This window comes from Roseateles cavernae, from assembly GCF_040187885.1.
GTDB lineage: Bacteria > Pseudomonadota > Gammaproteobacteria > Burkholderiales > Burkholderiaceae_C > Roseateles_E > Roseateles_E cavernae.
The window spans coordinates 322,586-340,857 of the sequence record NZ_JBDPLH010000003.1; the positions used below are offsets into that span (position 1 = coordinate 322,586).

At 68.7% G+C, this 18,272-nt stretch carries 15 protein-coding genes; 8 read left to right on the plus strand and 7 right to left on the minus strand.

The genetic code is table 11. From position 1 onward, the window contains the following. Window positions 1-9 precede the first annotated feature (9 nt). The 7 genes from mtgA to ABGI63_RS12170 form a co-directional block, all read right to left on the minus strand. The gene (mtgA, locus tag ABGI63_RS12140; RefSeq protein WP_349742897.1) at window positions 10-741 is read right to left on the minus strand and encodes a monofunctional biosynthetic peptidoglycan transglycosylase; all 732 of its coding nucleotides are present in this window, start codon (window positions 739-741) and stop codon (window positions 10-12) included. Beyond that, the gene (aroE, locus tag ABGI63_RS12145) at window positions 741-1,613 is read right to left on the minus strand and encodes a shikimate dehydrogenase (protein WP_349742655.1); all 873 of its coding nucleotides are present in this window, start codon (window positions 1,611-1,613) and stop codon (window positions 741-743) included. Before aroE ends, mtgA begins: the two co-directional genes overlap by 1 nt. After that, entirely contained in the window at window positions 1,610-2,464 is an 855-nt protein-coding gene (gene tolA / locus ABGI63_RS12150; RefSeq protein ID WP_349742656.1) for a cell envelope integrity protein TolA, read from the minus strand. Before tolA ends, aroE begins: the two co-directional genes overlap by 4 nt. 2 nt (window positions 2,465-2,466) lie before the next feature. Continuing rightward, entirely contained in the window at window positions 2,467-4,503 is a 2,037-nt protein-coding gene (locus tag ABGI63_RS12155; RefSeq protein WP_349742657.1) for a ribonuclease catalytic domain-containing protein, read from the minus strand. A gap of 10 nt (window positions 4,504-4,513) precedes the next feature. After that, window positions 4,514-5,266, minus strand: coding sequence for a DNA/RNA non-specific endonuclease (locus ABGI63_RS12160; RefSeq protein ID WP_349742658.1), 753 nt, complete (start codon window positions 5,264-5,266; stop codon window positions 4,514-4,516). A 75-nt stretch (window positions 5,267-5,341) separates the two neighbouring features. Further along, a complete protein-coding gene (gene fabG, locus ABGI63_RS12165) occupies window positions 5,342-6,082 on the minus strand; it encodes a 3-oxoacyl-ACP reductase FabG (RefSeq protein WP_349742659.1) in 741 nt (246 codons plus the stop codon). Next, window positions 6,079-6,675, minus strand: a complete 597-nt coding sequence (locus ABGI63_RS12170) for a YqiA/YcfP family alpha/beta fold hydrolase (RefSeq protein ID WP_349742660.1) — start codon at window positions 6,673-6,675, stop codon at window positions 6,079-6,081. Before ABGI63_RS12170 ends, fabG begins: the two co-directional genes overlap by 4 nt. A gap of 269 nt (window positions 6,676-6,944) precedes the next feature. Between ABGI63_RS12170 and ABGI63_RS12175 the strand changes: the two genes are divergently transcribed. The 8 genes from ABGI63_RS12175 to ABGI63_RS12210 all read left to right on the plus strand — a co-directional run bounded on the left by ABGI63_RS12175 (window position 6,945) and on the right by ABGI63_RS12210 (window position 18,272). After that, the gene (locus tag ABGI63_RS12175) at window positions 6,945-9,695 is read left to right on the plus strand and encodes a zinc-dependent metalloprotease (RefSeq protein WP_349742661.1); all 2,751 of its coding nucleotides are present in this window, start codon (window positions 6,945-6,947) and stop codon (window positions 9,693-9,695) included. 76 nt (window positions 9,696-9,771) lie between these two features. Continuing rightward, a complete protein-coding gene (locus ABGI63_RS12180) occupies window positions 9,772-12,366 on the plus strand; it encodes a zinc-dependent metalloprotease (protein WP_349742662.1) in 2,595 nt (864 codons plus the stop codon). Between the two features lie 55 nt (window positions 12,367-12,421). Further along, window positions 12,422-13,093 (plus strand): response regulator transcription factor, encoded by a 672-nt coding sequence (locus tag ABGI63_RS12185; RefSeq protein WP_137941591.1) that lies wholly within the window; start codon window positions 12,422-12,424, stop codon window positions 13,091-13,093. Beyond that, complete coding sequence (locus ABGI63_RS12190) at window positions 13,090-14,487, plus strand: sensor histidine kinase (RefSeq protein WP_349742663.1); 1,398 nt, start codon at window positions 13,090-13,092, stop codon at window positions 14,485-14,487. Before ABGI63_RS12185 ends, ABGI63_RS12190 begins: the two co-directional genes overlap by 4 nt. Before the next feature lie 293 nt (window positions 14,488-14,780). Continuing rightward, the gene (mraZ, locus tag ABGI63_RS12195; protein WP_349742664.1) at window positions 14,781-15,209 is read left to right on the plus strand and encodes a division/cell wall cluster transcriptional repressor MraZ; all 429 of its coding nucleotides are present in this window, start codon (window positions 14,781-14,783) and stop codon (window positions 15,207-15,209) included. Further along, window positions 15,209-16,195 carry a 16S rRNA (cytosine(1402)-N(4))-methyltransferase RsmH gene (rsmH, locus tag ABGI63_RS12200; protein WP_349742665.1) on the plus strand — a complete coding sequence of 329 codons (987 nt, stop codon included), beginning with the start codon at window positions 15,209-15,211 and terminating at the stop codon, window positions 16,193-16,195. Before mraZ ends, rsmH begins: the two co-directional genes overlap by 1 nt. After that, on the plus strand, window positions 16,192-16,482 hold the full coding sequence (gene ftsL / locus ABGI63_RS12205) for a cell division protein FtsL (protein WP_349742666.1): 291 nt from the start codon (window positions 16,192-16,194) through the stop codon (window positions 16,480-16,482). The genes rsmH and ftsL overlap by 4 nt, the downstream gene beginning before the upstream one ends. Continuing rightward, on the plus strand, window positions 16,479-18,272 hold the full coding sequence (locus tag ABGI63_RS12210; RefSeq protein ID WP_349742667.1) for a peptidoglycan D,D-transpeptidase FtsI family protein: 1,794 nt from the start codon (window positions 16,479-16,481) through the stop codon (window positions 18,270-18,272). Before ftsL ends, ABGI63_RS12210 begins: the two co-directional genes overlap by 4 nt.

The window sequence follows — 18,272 nt, forward strand, 5'->3', positions numbered from 1 at the left end:
GTTTCGGCTTCAATCGGGCAGTTCGACCGCGCCCATCCGGGCCGCTATCGTCGCAGCTCGTGAAAGCACATAGGGCGAGGCGGGGCGTTTCTCGAAACGCTTGGGCGCCGGCAGCATCACCGCCAGCCGGGCGGCCTGGCCGGCGGACAGCCGGGCCGCATCGACGCTGAAATAGTGGCGCGCGGCGGCCTGGGCGCCGAACACGCCCTCGCCCCATTCGACATTGTTCAGATAGATGGTCAGGATGCGCTGCTTGCTCAGCAAGCCCTCCAGCATCAGGGTCAGCACCAGCTCCTGGCCCTTGCGCAGCAGATCGCGTTCGCCGCTGAGGAACAGATTCTTGGCCAGCTGCTGGGTGATCGTGGAGCCGCCGACGATCTTGAGCTTGGGGGCCGGCCGGCCGCGCTGCTCGGCGCGCTCGACCCGGGCCTCGGCCTTCTGGTTGCGCTCCCAGGCCTTTTCCAGCGCGTCCCAGTCCACGCCGGCATGCTCGGCAAAGCCGGCATCCTCGCTGGCGATCACCGCGCGGCGCAGGTTCTTGGACAGCTCGGCCTCATCCACCCACTGCTGGCTCCACAAGACCTGCCCCTTCTCGCTGGCCAGTCGCCAGATCTCCGAGCGCTGGAAGCTGGTCGACTGCGGGTCCAGCACATTCATCAGCAGGATGCGGGCGGCGAAGTAGAGTTGCAGCGCCAGCAGGCCCAGCAGCAGCAGGATCAGCAGGCGGCTGAGCTTGCCCATCATGGCGCGGCCTCCAACTGGGCGCGCAGCGCCGCCAGCACCGGCGCGGTGTCGGGGCGCCGCCCGCGCCAGATCAGAAAGGACTCGCCGGCCTGCTCGACTAGCATGCCCAGGCCGTCGCGGCCCTCGAAACCATGGGTGGCGGCCCAGTCCAGAAAACCCCGGGCGGCCGGGCCATACATCATGTCCAGCGCCAGCGCGCCGGGCTTGAGCACCGCAGCCGACACCGGCACCGCTGCACCGCCCAGGCTGGCGCTGGTGCCGTTGATCAGCAGGTCAAAGCCCTTGTCCCTGCCGTTCATGCAGTCGTCCAGCCCGCTGGCTGCGAGGCGCACGCCATGCTGGGCGGCCCAGGCGGCATGGCTGTCGACCAGGGCCCGGGCCTTGTCGGCCGAGCGGTTGGCCAGATGGACCTCGGCCGGCCGCGCCGCGATCAGGCTGCCCAGCACGCCGGCAGAGGCGCCGCCGGCGCCCAGCAGCAGCACATGTTGCCCGGCCAGCGGCCGCGCCGCGTTGTGCTCGATATCGCGCACCAGGCCCAGGCCGTCGCTGTTGTCGCCGAACCAGCCGCCCTGTTCCTCGGCGTCGAAGCGCAGCACATTGACCGCGCCGGCCAGTGCCGCGCGCGGGCTGCGCCGCGCCGCCAGATCATGGGCCTCGAACTTGAAGGGCACGGTCACATTGCAGCCGCGTCCGCCGGCCGCAGCAAAGCCACGCAGGCCGGCCTCGAAGCCGTCCAAGGGGCACAGCAGGCGTTCATAGACCAGCTGCTCGCCGGTCTGGGCGGCGAACATCGCATGAATGTCCGGCGAGCGGCTGTGGGCGACCGGATTGCCGGCGACCGCATAACGATCGGTGGGTGCAGTACTCATGGTTGGGCAGACAAGGTGGTTTCCAGGCCGTCCTCGCGGGTGAAGCGAAAGCGCGAGGTGATCACCAGCACCTCGGCGCCCTGGCGCATCGCGGCGCTGAAGGGGCCGAACGGGCCGGCGGCGCGCACGATGGCCACCGCCCGCCGGTCCAGCACCGTATTGCCGGAGGAGGCGACGACATCGGTCTCGATCACGCGGCCGCGCAGATCGACATGGATGTTCAGCGTCAGCTCGCCATAGAGCTTCTTGCCGCGATGCTCGGGGAAGTCGCGCGTGCCGCGCGCCTCGATGCGCCGGCGCAGCTGGTCGTAGTACTGGGCATAGACGACTTCGCGGGTGGCCGGGCTGATGTAGCGCTTCTTGGGCCGGGCATTCTCGTCATTGACCCGTTTCTCGATCTCGGCCAGCAGCTGGATCAGGCGGCGGCGCTTCTCGGCCTGCTCGATCGCCTCGGGCTTGCTCTGGTCGCGCTGCGGGTCGGGCGGCGGCAGCAGGGCCAGCGCGCGTCGCAGCTGGGCCAGCAGCTGTTGCTGCTGCTCCTGCAGCTGGGCGATCTGGGCGCGCTGCAGCTCGGCGCTGTCGCCGCTCTCGGGCTGGCGCGAGGGCGGCAGCGGCGAGGTGGCGCGGCCGAAGTCGGCCTCGCCGCCGCCGGCCAGATTGGCCTGGGCCAGCGCCTGGGCCTTGACCGGGGCCTCGTTGCCGCGGCTGTTGACCAGCACCACCTCCAGCGGCGTGTCGCGAAAGATGCGATCGAAGCTCTCCGGATCGGCGATGCGCAGGGTCAGCAGGCCGGCATGCAGGCCCACGGACAGCAGCAGCGCCATCTGCAGATTGGAGAGCCGCAGCGCCATCGTCAGGAGCTGCTGGTCTCGGTGGCAGCAGCCTCACCCTCGGCCGGCGTCAGATCGATGGCCAGGGTCAGCGCGCCGGCCGGTTCTTCGTCCTCATCCTCGGCTTCGGGCTCGGCCGCCGTCTCGGCCACATCATCGAGGCGGGCCAGCAGATTGGCGTGCACGTCCAGCGTCATCTCGTCCAGGCCGGTGATGCGCACCCGCACATGGGCGCCGCGTGGCAGGGCCTCGCAGCCCAGGGTCTTGAAGACCAGGGGCAGATCGTCGGCGCGCACCAGGCCGTCCTTCATCACCGCCGCGTTCAGCTCGCTGATGCCTTGCTGCTGCAGATAGCGCAGGGTCCAGAAGCGCTCGATGCCGCTCTGGAAGCCGTTGTAGGCGCTGTAGGCGGCGTCAAAGCCCGAGATGATGGAGAAGAGTTGCGCGTCCTTGGGCTTGAACGGGGCCACCAGCGCGGCCGTGCGGCCATGGCGGGCGCAGGCGATGATCTGCCACTGGTTGACCAGGTCCACATAGCGGCGCAGCGGCGAGGTGGCCCAGGTGTATTGCTTCACGCCCATGCCGGCGTGGGGCTGGGCCCGCGTGCCCATGCGCACCTTGACGCCCGGGGCCATGCTGGCCTGGCTGCGGTAGATGCCCGGCAGGCCCAGCTCGTCGAGCCAGCCACCCCAGGTCGAGTTGGCCAGGATCATCGCCTCGGCGACGATCAGGTCCAGCGCCGAGCCGCGCTGCCGGGTCGTGATGCTGACCTGCTCGCTGCCGTCGGGCTCGCGCCCGGTGCTGCTGTCGAGGCGGAAGTTGTAGTCGGGCCGGTTGAAGTTCTCCGGCTTGCCGCGCACCACCTCGCGCTGCGCCTTCAGCACCTTGGCCAGGCGCATGCACAGCGCCAGCTCGGGCGCGAAAGCGTAGTCGGCCGGCGCCTCGCCATTCAGCGAGGCCTCGGTGATGATGCCGTCGAGCTTGTCGTGGCGCAGATTGGCCACGATGGGCACGCGTTCGAGCCTGGTCTCGCTGCGCTTGACCGCCAGCGTCGCCTCGTCGAGCGCGAAGTAGATCGACACCGCCGGGCAGTCGCGCCCTTCGATCAGCGTGTAGGCCTGCACCACCTCGTCGGGCAGCATGGTCAGCTTCCAGCCCGGCATATAGACGGTGGACAGGCGCTCGCGCGCGACCTTGTCGACGGCCGAGTCGGGCTGGAAGGCCAGGCCCGGCGCGGCGATATGCACGCCGAAGATCACCTCGCCCGTACCCAGGCCCTGGACCGACAGCGCGTCGTCGATCTCGGTGGTGGCCGAGTCATCGATCGAGAAGGCCTGCACGGCGGCCAGCGGCAGCTCGTCCTTGATCTCCGGTGCCTGCAGCGCCGGGAAGCCGACGCCCTTGGGGAACTGCTCGAACAGGAAGCGCTTCCAGTGGAACTGGTAGGGGCTGGAGATCGCGCCGGCATCCTTCAGCAGGTCCAGCGGCGCCTTGTGGGCGCGCCGCGTGGCCTCGACCACGGCCTTGTACTCGGGGCCGTTCTTGTCGGGCTTGAACAGGATCTTGTAGATCTGTTCCTTGATCGGCGCCGGGCACTGGCCGGCGGCCAGTTCCTCGGCCCAGGCCTCGATCTGCAGCGCCTGCTGGCGCTTGCGCTCGATGCCCAGCAAGGCGGCCTTGACGATGTCCTCCGGCGCCTTCTTGAACTGGCCCTTGCCAGCGCGGCGGAAGTAGTGCGGCGCCTCGAACAGTCGGAACAGCGCCGCCGCCTGGTGGGTGATGCCGGCCTTGGCGTCGAAATAGTCGCGCGCCAGCTCGGCGAAGCCGAACTCGGCCTCGGGCGCGAACTCCCAGGCCAGGTCGAGATCGATCTCCTGCGCCAGCCGCTGGCCCTCAGCGATCAGCTCGGCCGGCGCCGGTTTTTCGAACTTCAGCAGCACATTGGCTGATTTCACTTTGACGCGCTTGCCGGACTCCAACTCGATCTGCATCGAGCTATCGGCTTCGGACATCACGCGGCCGGCGAGGAATTTTCCGGCTTCATCGAACAGGGCAAACATGGGGGGATTGTCACCGATGCCGGGGCAGCCACTCGACGCGGGTGCGGCGCACCAGCTCCTGGTAGCTGATCGGCCGGGAGGCCTGCTCATCGTCGCGGTTGGCCTGCCAGTGAGCCCAGGCCTGGCCGGTGTGGCTGTCGTACACCAGCTTGAACAGATGGCTGGGCACGCGCACGCCGTTGGGGCCGATGCGCGGGCTGGCGCTGTCGAACACCGGCGCGGTGATCACATAGACATCGCCGGCGGCGCGCTGCACGTATTTGCGCGTGTCCTGCTCGATCTTGGACCATGCGCCCGAGTTGTGGCGTATCGCCTGGGGCACCATATTGGCCAGCGAGAAGGACTGCGCCATCGCCGCCTCGGTGGCCATATCACCGGACGGGGCCAGATGGCCGCGCGAGTAACCGGAGCGTTTGTAGTCCTCCAGCTCCGCACGTTCCAGGCGCGGCAGCCGGGCATCGGCAAAGAAGCGGTCGGACTTCTGCCGCTTGACCCCGCCCAGGGCCTTGCTGTTGAGCCGCTGCGCCACAAAGACCGGGGTCTTGCTGTCGCCGCTGTGCAGCACCGCGAAGCCGTCGAAGCAGAGCTCGCGCTGGCGCGGCGTCCGCGGCACCGGGGGTGCTTGCTGCCCGGCAAAGAAAGCCAGGCAGCGGCTGAAGGATGTGGGGAGCTTGGCGAACTCGGCGGCGGGGGAGGCGCTGGCCTGGGCGGCGCAGGCCAGCAGGGCCCAGCACAGGCGGCTGGGCCAACGGAGCAGAAGCATCACGGAAGGGACGGTAGGGAAGAGAAACCCTCGAAGGCCGACGGCCTTGAGGGGAGGGCCGAACGCTGGCCGAACCTACACCGTCATCCCGCCCGACACCTCCAGCACCGCACCATTGACATAGCTGGCCTCGTCGCTGGCCAGGAAGGCATAGACGTTGGCGATTTCCTCGGGCTTGCCCAGGCGCTTGAGCGGCACATGTTCCTGCATCTGTTCGATCACCTTGGTGGGGATGGTCGACAGGATGGGCGTCTCGATGAAGCCCGGCGCCACCGCATTGACCCGCACGCCCTTGGGCCCCAGCTCGCGGGCCCAGGTCTTGGTGAAGCCGATCACGCCGAACTTGGCCGCGGCGTAATTGGTCTGGCCGAAGTTGCCATAGATGCCCACCACCGAGCTGGCGTTCAGGATCACGCCCGAGCCCTGGGCACACATGGTGTCGGCGACCGCCTGGGCGCAGTGGAAGACGCCGCGCAGATTGACATCGATCACCGCGTCGAACTGGGCCAGGCTCATCTTCTGCAGCCGCGCGTCCTTGGTGATGCCGGCGTTGTTGACCAGCACATCGATGCGGCCGAAGGCCTCCAGCACCGAGGCCACCATCAGGTCGACCGAAACGCGGTCGGTCACGTCGACGGTATGGCCCTGGGCCGTGCCGCCGCCGGCCTCGCAGGCTGCGACCGCCGCCGCCACGCCCTCGGGCTTCAGATCGCAGACGACGACGGTGGCCCCCTCGCGGGCGAATTTCAGCGCGGTGGCCAGACCTATGCCCTGGGCGGCGCCGGTGACGATGGCAATCTTGTTCTGCAGTCTCATAGATGGAGGAAGTGGGTCAGTTCGTGGAGGTAGTCGTCGAAATCGGACAGGCCGTGGTCGCTGCCTTCCAGCAGCTTGATGCGGCAGCCGGCATAGCGCTGATGCATCTCGCGCCAGTCCAGCACCTCGTCGCCCTTGGCGATCACGGCCAGATAGCGCGATGGGTCGGTCAGCGCACCGGGCGCGAGCGCGCGCAGCTCGTCGACGAAATCAGGCTTGAAATAGAAATGCTGGCTCGGGTCCTGCCAGCAGACCTGTGCACCCAGGTAGTTCGCCAGATCGCGCGCCGGATCCACGGCCGGATTCAGCAGCACGGCCGGGCAGCCCAGGCGCTGGGCCAGCGCCGTGGCATAAAAGCCGCCCAGCGAGCTGCCCATCAAGGCCATGGAGTCGCGCGGCCAGCCGGCCACCAGAGCCTCGGCCAGGGCCAGGGCCTCGGCCGGCGAGGGCGGCAGCTGCGGGCAGGCGAAGACCAGATCGGGGCGGTGCTCGGCCACCCAGGCCGCCATGCGCTGGGCCTTGGCCGAGCGCGGCGAGGAGCGAAAGCCATGCAGATAAAGCAGATGGGTGGTGGTCTGGGCTTCGGGCAGCATGGCGGCGAAGTCTAGCGATTTGCGCCGCGATGGCTGTCCGCTGCGCGTCTTTGTGGTCTTGTTGTGCGGTTTTCGCCCGAACTCATGCGATGAAGCACGGTTTCCGGCGGCCGGCTGGCGTTCTGCCGCATTGACTGGAGGCGGCCATCAAGAGACAGTTGCCGACTTTCATATTTCTCTCCCTACCAACCCCGCTGGCCGTGGGGGCCTACCGGCCCCGGCCGGCCGCCAGTGAGTGCCGAATGAGTCTTGCGAAGAAGTCTGTGAATATGCCCGTGCCCATCCGGCGCGAGGGCCTGGGCCTGTCGGCGGTGGCTGCCGCCATCGTCTTGCTGAGCGGTTGTGCCAGCCTCGAGACTCCGAAGACGGCCGCGCCAGCGCCAGCCGCGAGCAGCGCCGCCCCGGCCGCCGCGCCTGGCTTCCCCGGCGCTGCTGCCAGCGCGCCGGCCAGCGCTGCTGCCGCTGCCAAGCCGCCGGTCGACCCGAGCGCGCCCAAACCCTTTGCCGAGGTCAGCAAGGGCGCGACCCAGCAGGACGGCCTGTTCCCGATCTGGCGCAAGGACGACAAGGTCTGGATCGAGATCCCGAAGGCGATGCTGAACAAGCCGGTGCTGTTCACCGTCAATATCGCCAACTCGGTCGGCGAGCGCGGCCTCTACGCCAGCCAGATGGGCTCGGACTGGATGGCCGAGTTCCGCCTGGTCGGCAAGCAGGTGCAGCTGATCGCGCTGAACACCAAGTTCCGCGCGGTGGCCGACCAGGGCTCCAAGCGGGCCATCGAGCAGGCCTTCTCGCCCAGCCTGCTGGGTTCGGGCGCGGTGGCCAGCGCCGAGCATCCGGAGCGCAAGTCGGTGCTGGTCGACGCCGGCTTCCTGCTCAGCGACATTCCCGGCTACTCGACCCGGCTGGAGATGGCTTACCGCCTGCCCTATGCGATCGACCGCGCGAACTCCTCGATCGAGAGCAGCCGTGCCGAGGCCACGCTGTCCACGCTGAGCGCCCGCATCCACTTCGCGACGCCGCGCATCCCCGCGCCGCCGCTGGTGCCCACGCCCAGCCCGGTGCCGCCGCCGACGCCGCCGCAGTCCACGCCGGACCCGCGCAGCTTCTTCGTCGACTACGTCTACAGCTTCGCGGCCCTGCCCGAGACGCCGATGGCGGTGCGCCATGCCGACCCGCGCCTGGGTCACTTCATGGAGTCCTTCACCGACCTGGGCGGCGATCTGAAAGCCAACCCGCGCCTGCACTATGTGCAGCGCTGGCGCCTGGAGAAGCAGGACCCGGCGGCCGCGCTGTCCGAGCCGGTCAAGCCCATCACCTTCTGGATGGACAAGAACATCCCGGCCCGATACCGGCCGGCGGTCGAGGCCGGCATTGTTGAATGGAACAAGGCCTTCGAGAAGATCGGCTTCAAGAATGCCGTGCTCGCCAAGCAGCAGCCCGACGATGCCAACTGGGACAATATGGACGCCGGCCATGCGTCGATCCGCTGGTTCGTCGGCGCCGATGTCGGCTTTGCGATCGGCCCCAGCCACACCGACCCGCGCAGCGGCGAGATCCTGGACGCCGACATCGGCATGAGCGATGTGTTCGCGCGTGGCTCGCGCCGCATGATTGTCGAAGACGTCGGTCTGAGCAGCGAGCAGCGCCTGGCCCAGCTGAGCCAGGGCTGGCAGGGCCTGCAGGCGGGCGAGGCGCCGGCCCAGTGCCACTATGCGCAGGAGGCTGCGGCCGAGATGAACTTCGCGCTGGACCTGCTCGAAGCGCGCGGCGATATCGCGCCCGACAGCCCCGAGGCCGAGGCCTTTGTGCAGGCGGTGATCAAGGACACCATCATGCATGAGGTGGGGCACACGCTGGGCCTGAAGCACAACTTCAAGGCTTCGACGACCATCACCCGCGAGCAGCTCAAGGACAAGGCCCTGACCGAGGCCAAGGGCATCTCCGGCTCGGTGATGGACTACAACGCCTACAACCTCGCGCTCAAGGGCGAGACCCAGGCCGCGTTCAACAACAGCACGCTGGGCGCCTACGACTACTGGGCCATCGAGTACGCCTACAAGCCGATCGCGCCGGAGCAGGAGAAGGCCGAACTGGCCCGCATCGCCGCGCGCAGCACCGAGCCGGCCCTGGCCTATGCCGACGATGCCGATGCCGGTGGCTTCGGCCCCTATGACGGCCTGGACCCGCTGGCCAATCGCTTCGACCTCGGCGACGACCCGCTGGCCTATTACAAGAAGCGCCTGCAGCTCTCGCAGGAGCTGTGGACCCGCGTGCAGGACCGCAAGCCCGAGGCCGGTGACGATCCGCTGCGCCAGCGCCGCGCTTTGCTGGCCGGCTTCAACCAGCTCTACCGGGCGGCCGAGCTGGTGGGCAAGTATGTCGGCGGCATGCATGCGCTGCGCGATCTGCCGGGCAGCACCGGCCGTCCGGCTTTCCGGCCGGTCGAGCCGGCCAAGCAGCGCGAGGCCTTGCAGTTCCTGTCCACCGGCCTGTTCAGCGAAAGCAGTTTCCGCTTCCGCCCCGAGTTGCTGGCCAGTCTGACCCTGGACTACAACGAGTGGGAGCGCGGCGTGCCGGTCAACCTGCCGGCCGCGGTCGCCCGCGTGCAGCTGGTGGCGCTGGACCGCTTGCTCAGCGCCAACACCGCGACCCGCCTGCTCGACACCCCGGCCTATCTGGCGCCGGCCCAGCGCAAGAACATGATCTCGCTCAACGAGGTCTATGCCACGGTGCAGGGCTCGGTCTGGAGCGAGCTGAAGAGCGGGGCCGAGATCGACCGGCTGCGCCGCAATCTGCAGCGCGAGCATCTGAAGCGCCTGCAGACCCTGCTGACCCGGGGCTCGGCCAGCCTGCCGCCCGATGCGCTGAGCCTGCTGCGCTACAACGCGACCCGTCTGCAGGCCGAGCTGCGCCAGGCCGCGGGCAATGGCGCGCTGTCGGTCGAGAGCCGTGCCCATCTGGCCGAAAGCCTGGGCAGCCTGACCGAGGCCTTGCGTGCGACGATGACACGCAGCTGAGCCGCCGCGGCCCGCCCCTCGCAAAAGCCGGCCGCGTGCCGGCTTTTGTTTCCCAGGATCCACGCACGATATTCCGATGACGAGACGCTGCCCCCACGAAATGTCGGCGCTGGTGCTGGCCCTGCTGCTGAGCAGCGGCGCCAGCCTGGCCCAGACGCCACCGCCCAATGCAGTCCCTGCTGCCGCTGCCGCCGCCAAGCCCTTCGACGAGGTCGTCAAGGGCGCCAGCCAGGACGCGGGCCTGTTCCCGATCTGGCGCAAGGACGACAAGGTCTGGATCGAGGTGCCCAAGGCGGCGCTGAACAAGCCCTTTCTGTTCAGCGTCAATTTTTCCAACTCGGTCGGCGAGCGCGGTCTCTACGCCAGCCAGATGGGCCCGGCCTGGCTGGCCGAGTTCCGCCTGGTCGGCAAGCAGCTGCAGCTGATCGCGCTGAACACCCAGTTTCGCGCGGTCGCCGACCAGGGTTCGCGCCGCGCCATCGAGCAGGCCTTCTCGCCCAGCCTGCTGGGCTCGGGCGCACTGGTCAGTGCCGAGCATCCGCAGCGCCAGTCGGTGCTGATCGATGCGGGCTTCCTGCTGTCCGACATTCCCGGCTACTCGACCAAGCTGGAGGCGGCCTACCGCCTGCCGTTCACGCTGGACCGTGCCAATTCCTTCATCGAGGCCGCGCGCGCCGATGCCGGTCTGTCCACGCTGAGTGCCCGCCTGCATTTCGCGACGCCGCGCATCCCGGCGCCACCGCTGCAGCCCGGCCCAGCCCCGACGCCGCCGCAGGCCACGCCCGATCCGCGCAGCTTCTTCGTCAGCTATGTCTACAGCTTTGCGGCCCTGCCCGAGCAGCCGATGGCGCCGCGCCTGGCCGATCCGCGCCTGGGCCACTTCAGCGACGCCTTCAGCGATCTGGGCGGCGATCTGAAGGCCAACCCTCGGGTCCACTACATCAAGCGCTGGCGGCTGGAGAAGCAGGACGAGGCGGCCGCGCTGTCCGAGCCGGTCGAGCCCATCACCTTCTGGCTGGACAAGAACATCCCGCTGAAATACCGCCCGGTGGTGGCCGAGGCCATCCTGGAATGGAACAAGGCCTTCGAGAAGATCGGCTTCAGGAATGCGCTGGTGGTCAAGCAGCAGCCCGATGATGCCGATTGGGACAATATGGACGCCGGCCATGCCTCGGTGCGCTGGTTTGTCGGCGCCGACATCGGTTTCAATATCGGCCCCAGCCGCAGCGATCCGCGCAGCGGCGAGATCCTCGACGCCGATATCGGCCTCAGCGATGCCTTCGGTCGCGGCGCGCGGCGCCAGATCGTCGACGACATCGGCCGCCACGGCCACCAGCATGCCGACGGCTCGGTCTGCATGGACGGCGAGTTCAGCGCCGCCGAGGCCGAGTTCGCGCTGGACCTGCTGGAAGCGCGCGAGGAGTTCGCGCCCGACAGCCCCGAGGTCGAGGCCTTTGTGCGCAGCACCATCAAGGGCACGATGATGCACGAGGTCGGCCACACCCTCGGGCTCAAGCACAACTTCAAGGCTTCCACCGGCATCAGCGCCGCGCAGCTGCAGGACAAGGCCTTCACCGAGGCCCACAGCATCTCCAACTCGGTGATGGAGTATGTGGCGCTCAATATCGCGCTGAAGGGCGAACCCCAGGCCGGCTTCCACCGCTCGACCCTGGGGCCTTACGACTACTGGGCCATCGAGTACGCCTACAAGCCGCTGCCCAAGGAGGGCGAGGCGGCCGAGCTGGCGCGTATTGCCGCGCGCAGCACCGAGCCGGCGCTGGCCTATGGCGACGATGTCGATGCCGGCACCGGCGGTCTCTACGACGGCATGGACCCCGGCGCCAATCGCTTCGACCTCAGCAACGACCCGCTGGCCTATTACAAGAAGCGCCTGAAGCTCTCGCAGGAACTCTGGGCCCGCGTGCAGGACCGCCAGCCCCAGCCCGGCGACGATCCGCTGCGCGCGCGCCGCTCGGTGCTGGCCGGCCTGACCCAACTGGCCACCGTGGCCGAGCTCAGCGCCAAGTACGTCGGCGGCATGACGGCGCTGCGCGACCTGCCCGGCAGCACCGGCCGGCCGAGCTTCGCGCCGGTCGATCCGGCCAAGCAGCGCGAGGCCTTGCAGTTTCTGGCCAGCGGCATCTTCAGTGCCGACAGCTTCCGCTTCCGGCCCGAGTTCCTGTCCAGCCTGGGCCTGGACTACAACGAACGCGATCTGCGCGGCCTGCCGCTGAGCATCCCGGCCTCGGTCGCGCGGGTGCAGCTGGGGGCGCTGGACCGCCTGATGGGTGCGCCGACGGCGCAGCGCCTGCTCGATCTGCCGGCCTATGTGGCCGTCGAGCAGCGCCGCGGCCTGATCTCGCTCAGCGAGGTCTATGCGAGCTTGCAGGGCTCGATCTGGAGCGAGCTGAAAAGCGGCGCCGAGATCGACCGGCTGCGCCGCAATCTGCAGCGCGAGCATCTGAAGCGGGTGCAGACCCTGCTGACGCGCGGCTCGACCAGCCTGCCGCCCGACGCGCTGAGCCTGCTGCGCCATCACGCCACCCGGCTGCAGGCCCAGCTGCGCCAGGCCGCAGGCCGCGGCGGCCTGTCGGTCGAGAGCCGCGCCCATCTGGCCGAGAGCCTGAGCCTGCTGACGCAGGCGCTGCGCGCGACGATGACGCGGGCCTGAGCCCGGCCGCGTCTTCAGGCGGTCTTCAGGCGGCCATGCTCCAATCGCGGTGCTCATGAACATCCTGCTGCTCGAAGACGATCTGGACCTGGGGGACGCGGTGCGCCTGGCTTTCGAGGCCGAGGGCTACCGCGTGGTCTGGGTGCGCCGCCTGGCCGACGCGATCGCGGCCCTGGGCGGTGCCCGGCCCGACCTGTTGGTGCTGGACCTGGGTCTGCCCGATGGTGACGGCCATGAGCTGCTGGCCTGGCTGAAGCAGGAGTCGGCGGCCGTGCCGGCCCTGATTCTGAGCGCGCGCGACGGCCTGGATGAGCGTCTGCGCGGCCTGGACGGCGGCGCCGACGACTATCTCGTCAAGCCTTTTGCCTTGCAGGAGCTGCTGTCCCGGGTGCGGGCGCTGGCGCGGCGCAGCTATGGCCTGGAGAGCGGGCAGCTGAGCCTGCGCGGCCTGCTGCTGCACGAGGCCTCGATGCGGGCGACGGTCGATGGCCGGTTGCTGGAGCTCTCGCCCAGCGAGTTCCGTCTGCTGGCGGCCCTGCTGAAGCGCGCCGACCGGGTGCTGACCCGGCGCTTCCTGGAAGATCAGGTGTTGGCCGGCAGCGCGGCCGAGAGCAATGTGCTGGATGTGCACATCTCCAGCTTGCGCCGCAAGATTGGCGAGGGCTATATCCGCACGATACGGGGCCTGGGCTATGTGATGGACCGCCAGCCCGTCACCACCCGATGAGGGGCTGGTGGCGCCGGCTGGTCGAGCCCTCGGTGCTGCGTGGCCTGCTGCTGGCGCAGATCGCGCTGGTCAGCCTGGTCTGGCTGGGCCTGGTGCTGCTGGTGGTCAGGGAGAGCCAGCAGGAGACGGCGCTGCGCCAGTCGGTGCCGGCGATGGAGGCCCTGGTGGCCACGGCCGAGGCCTTGGTCGACCAGCCCGAGGCCTTGCACCGGGTGCTGGGCAAGGTCGATGAATGGAACCGCCTGGGCGGCGGCGCGCTGGATGACCCGATGCTGCGCACCGGCATGCTGGTCTGGCGCGGCGCGGCCCGGGTCTTCGCCACCGACGGCCTGCCTCCCTCGCTGTATCAGCGCCATCCCGAGGGACTCAAGGAGATCGAGATGGTCGATGGCCGCTGGCAGGTGCTGACTGTGCACTCCGGCAGCGGCAGCGATGTCGCGGTCAGCTTCATCTACCCCCAGGGCATCATGGCCGTGATGGTGGCGCTGAATAGCCGCGGCTATCTGCTGCTGCCGCTGATCGTCAGCCTGCCGCTGCTGGTGCTGCCGGCCTGGCTGTCGGTGCGCTGGGCGCTGCGGCCCTGGCGCCGGCTCAGCGCCGAGGTGGCGCGGCGCGATGAGCAGGAGCTGTCGCCGATCACGCTGCCGGCGCGCGAGCGCGAGCTGCGGCCGCTGCTGGAGGCTATCAACCGGCTGCTGGGCCGCCTGCGCGGCGCGCGCACGCGCGAGCGTCAGTTCGTCGCCGATGCCGCCCATGAGCTGCGCACGCCGCTCAGCGCGATGAGTCTGTATGCCGAGTCGATGCAGCGCCTGGCGCTGCCGCCGCCGGCCGCGCCGCTGCTGGACGGCATGCTGCGCAGCAGCGCCCGTGCCACGCGCCTGATCAACCAGTTGCTGACCCTGACGCGCAGCGAGGCCGAAGCCCAGGCGCCGGCTCGGCGCCTCGACTTGGCAGTCCTGGTCGGCGAGGTGCTGGCCGAGACGGCCATCCTGGCCGAGGGGCGGCGCGTGCAGCTGGACTGCGAGTTGCCGGAGTCGCTGTGGCTGGACGGCCAGGCTGAGGGCCTGGGCTCGCTGTTCGGCAATCTGATCGAGAACGCGATCAAGTACAGCCCTGAGGGTGGGCGCGTCAGCCTGCGCCTGTGGCGCGAGGGGGGCGAGATCTGCGCGCGCCTCAGCGATCAGGGGCCGGGCATTGCCCCGGCCTGGCGCGAGGCGGTGCTGCACCGCTTCGCGCGCCTGCCCGACCAGAGCCAGGCGGGCAGCGGTCTGGGGCTGGCCATCGTGGCCAGCGTGCTGCAGAGCCATGGCGGCCGGCTGACGCTGGACGATGCGCCGGGCGGCGGCCTGCTGGTGCGGCTGTGGCTGCCGGCGGCGGATTCCGCCCGCGCCTGAGCACCGCGCCGGGTTGCCGGCGCTTAGACATGAGATCAGCGGCCAGCCCCGGGAGGGGCTGGGCTCAGCATGCCGGCGTCGCCTGTTTCATCTTCATTTCAAGTTCATCCTCCACTTGCAGTGCCCTATGCAAGTCCTTCTTTTTGAACGAATTTTGCCTGGCCGAAAGCTCGAACAACAGAATGTAAGTGCTTGATTTCATTGGGAAAACATCGAGTTTCACCTTGACCGATGGCGACTCGGTGAGTAAAGTGGTGAAAAGTGCAATTTAGTGGGTCGCTGTGGCGAATTTTGTGTTTCAAGGGGCGAGCGCCTTGGCAATGGATGCCAAGGGGCGTTTGGCCGTCCCGACACGCCACCGCGAGGTCCTGCAGGCGCTGTGCGCCGGCCAGCTGACCGTCACCAAGCATCCGGAAGGTTGTCTGATGGTGTTCCCGCGCCCGGCCTGGGAAAACTTCCGCGACCGCATCGCGGCGCTGCCGATGTCGGCCTCGGGCTGGAAGCGCGTGTTCCTCGGCAATGCCCAGGATGTCGAGATCGATGGCGCGGCCCGCGTGCTGATCTCGCCGGAGCTGCGCGCGGCCGCCGGCCTGCAGAAAGACGTGATGCTGCTGGGCATGGGCAGCCATTTTGAACTCTGGGATGCCCAGGCCTATGCGGCCCATGAGGCGCAGGTGATGCAGTCCGAACTGCCGGACGCCCTCAAGGACTTCAGCTTCTAATGGACACCGCCACCCCCGAGTTCTCCCACACCACGGTGCTGCTGCACGAGACCGTCGATGCGGTGCTGACCGCGCCCGATGGCATCTATGTCGACGGCACCTATGGCCGCGGCGGCCACTCGCGCCTGCTGCTGTCCAGGCTTGGGGAGGGCGGGCGGCTGATCGCGATCGATCGCGATCTCGAGGCCATTGCGGCCGCCACCTCGGGCGAGACGCGGGTCGATGACCCGCGTTTTTCCATCTGTCACTCGGCCTTTGCCGAAATGCGGGCGCAGCTCGCGGCGCTGGGCATCGAACAGGTGCAGGGCATTCTTTTGGATCTGGGGGTTTCCAGCCCGCAGATCGACAACCCCGAGCGCGGTTTCAGCTTCCGCTTCAGCGGACCGCTGGACATGCGCATGGACACCACCCGCGGCGAAAGTGCCGCGGATTTCCTGGCCCGCGCCGATGAGCGCCAGATTGCGGAGGTCATACGCAACTATGGGGAAGAACGGTTTGCTTCACAGATTGCAAAGGCGCTTGTTGCTCGCCGGGAAAGCGGGAGTGCTGTTCGAAGCACCGACGAGCTTTCCAAGGTCGTGGCTGGCGCGGTCAAAACCCGCGAGCCGGGCCAGGACCCTGCAACGCGCACATTTCAAGCGCTTCGGATTCACGTCAACGCCGAGCTTGAAGAGCTCGAGCAAGGGCTGAATGCGGCGCTGCGCCTGCTGGCCCCCGGTGGCCGGCTGGCGGTGATCAGCTTCCATTCGCTGGAAGACCGCATCGTCAAGAATTTCATCACGGCGCACAGCAAGGAAGTGTTCGACCGCCGCGCGCCCTTTGCCGAGCCGCAGGCGCTGGCGCTGGCGGCGCTGGGGCGCATCAAGCCCAGCGAGACCGAGGTGCGCGCCAACCCGCGTTCGCGCTCGGCCATCCTGCGCGTGGCCGAACGCACCGAGGCGCCGCTGCCCGCCGAGCACCACCGCCACAAGGGCGGCAAGCGATGAGCCGGCTGAACCTGCTGCTGCTCGTTGCCGTGCTGGTCAGCGGCATGCTGCTGGTGCGCAGCGCCTATGACTCGCGCCGCCTGTTCACCGCGCTGGACCGCTCGCAGGCCGAGGCCCGGCGCCTGGAGACCGACAGCCAGCGCCTGCAGGCCGAGCGCCACGCGCAGGCGACCAATCTGCGTGTCGAGCAGGTGGCCCGCGAGCGCCTGCGCATGCAGACCATCACGCCGGCGCTGACCCAGGTGGTCGAGGGCGGCCGTGCTGCCGCCTCGGGGGTGCAGCGATGAGTTGGTGGCGCCCCGAAGCGGGCCGTGGCGCCGGCGCGCGCGCGCTCAATACCCGCAGCGTCAGCTATTCCAGCAGCCCGCTGCTGGCCTCGAAGACGCCGCCCTGGCGTTCGCGCTTTCTGGTCGCCCTGGTCGGGCTGGGCTTTGTCGGCCTGCTGGGCCGGGCCGTCTATGTGCAGTTCATCGCGGCCGACTTCTATCAGCGCCAGGGCGAGGCCCGCTATGCCCACACGATGGAGCTGCCGGCCAGCCGCGGGCGCATCGTCGACCGCAAGGGCCAAGTGCTGGCCACCAGCGTCGCCGTGCCCTCGGTCTGGGCGATCCCCAAGGAGGTCGACGCCGACCCGGCCAAGCGCCGTGCGCTGGCCAAGATCCTCGGCATCAGTGCCAAGGAGCTGGAGAAGAAGCTTGACCCGACCACCCGCTTCGTCTGGCTCAAGCGCCAGGCCGATGACGACACCGCAGCCCAGATCAAGGCGCTGGCGTTGAAGGGCGTGTTCCAGGACCGCGAGTACAAGCGCAAGTATCCGGAAGGCGAGGCCGCCGCCCATGTGGTGGGCTTCACCAATATCGAGGAGCGCGGCCAGGAGGGCATCGAGCTGGCCTTCCAGAAGGACCTGCAGGGTCGCGACGGCTCGCGCTCGGTGGTGCGTGACCGGCTGGGTCGTGTTGTCGAGGACATCGGCGAGAGTCTGCCGGCCGTCAATGGCCGCGACATCGATCTGTCGGTCGACTCCAAGGTGCAGTTTTTCGCCTACCAGCGGGTGCGCGATGCGGTGGCCGAGCACAAGGCCAAGGCCGGCTCGGTGGTGGTGCTGGATGTGCAGACCGGCGAGGTGCTGGCGCTGGCCAACTACCCCAGCTACAACCCGGGCGATCGCAAGAACCTCAGCGGCGCCCAGCTGCGCAACCGCGCGCTGACCGATATCTTCGAGCCCGGCTCGACGATGAAGCCCTTCATCGCCGCGCTGGCGCTGGAGAGCGGCCGGGTACGGCCCGACACCATCATCAATGTCGCACCGCGCAGCGTCAATATCAGCGGCTGGTCGCCGACCGATGCCCATGTCTACGGCGATCTGACGGTGGCCGGCGTGATCCAGAAGTCCAGCAATATCGGCACAGTCAAGATGGCCATGCAGATGCCGGCGCGCGAGATGCACGAGATGTTCACCGCCATCGGCCTGGGCCAGCGCCCGCAGCTGGCCTTCCCCGGCGCGGTGACCGGCAAGCTGCGGCCCTACAAGAGCTGGCGCCCGATCGAGCAGGCGACGATGAGCTATGGCTACGGCCTGTCGGCCTCGCTGTTCCAGCTGGCGCGCGCCTACACCGTGTTCGCGCGCGATGGCGAGGTGATGCCGGTCACGATGGTCAAACAGCCCGAGGGGGAGGTGGCCCACGGCATCAAGGTGTTCTCGCCCAAGACCGCGCAGCAGGTGCGCGAGATGCTGCAGCTGGCGGCCGCGCCCGGCGGCACCGCGCCGATGGCCCAGGTCAGCGGCTACAGCGTCGGTGGCAAGTCGGGCACCGCGCACAAGCAGGAAGGCAAGGGCTATACCAACAAGTACCGCTCCTGGTTTGTCGGCATCGCGCCGATCTCCAAGCCCCGTATCGTCGTCGCGGTGATGCTGGACGAGCCCAGCACCGGTGTCTATTTCGGCGGCCGTGTGGCCGGTCCGGTGTTCAGCCAGGTGGTGGCGCAAAGCCTGCGGCTGCTGAATGTGCCGCCCGACCTGGAGGTCAAACCGCAAATCATGGCCAAGCACGAACTGGCCGTGGACGAGAGTTTTTGA